2 protein-coding genes are annotated in these 400 nt (G+C 39.8%); both read left to right on the forward strand.

The genetic code is table 11. The features are described from left to right. On the forward strand, positions 1-197 hold a 197-nt coding region (locus HR9077_RS01560; RefSeq protein WP_136064441.1), incomplete at its 5' end, for an ACT domain-containing protein. Positions 198-205: 8 nt separating this feature from the next. After that, positions 206-400: MazG nucleotide pyrophosphohydrolase domain-containing protein (locus HR9077_RS01565; protein WP_280178396.1), on the forward strand; the 195-nt coding region annotated here is incomplete at its 3' end.

A 400-nucleotide genomic window follows, 5' to 3' on the forward strand; every position in this document is an offset into this window, starting at 1 on the left:
GGCTTATACGTGATATTAGTTCGGTACTGGCCAATGAAAAAGTTAATGTGCTGAATATGAATATGGAAACCGTAGATGACCGTCAATTAGCGTTGTTTACCATGCAAGTGGAAGTACATGATTTATCAAGTACCAATCGATTACTATCAAAATTAGACCAAATCGAAGGCGTGCATGAAGCAAAACGTAGTCACTAGGAATGTAAATGAACCAGACAACTAATACCTCGACGAATACCTTAACTGAGTTATTAGCCATTATGGCTAAATTACGTGACCCAGCAACAGGCTGCCCGTGGGATTTAAAGCAAGACTTTACATCCATCGTACCGCATACCTTAGAAGAAGCATACGAGGTAGCCGATTGCATTGAAAAAGGTGATTTCGGTGAGCTTAAAAAT

Origin of the sequence: Modicisalibacter radicis (assembly GCF_900961225.1) — a bacterium.
Taxonomy (GTDB): Bacteria; Pseudomonadota; Gammaproteobacteria; order Pseudomonadales; family Halomonadaceae; genus Modicisalibacter.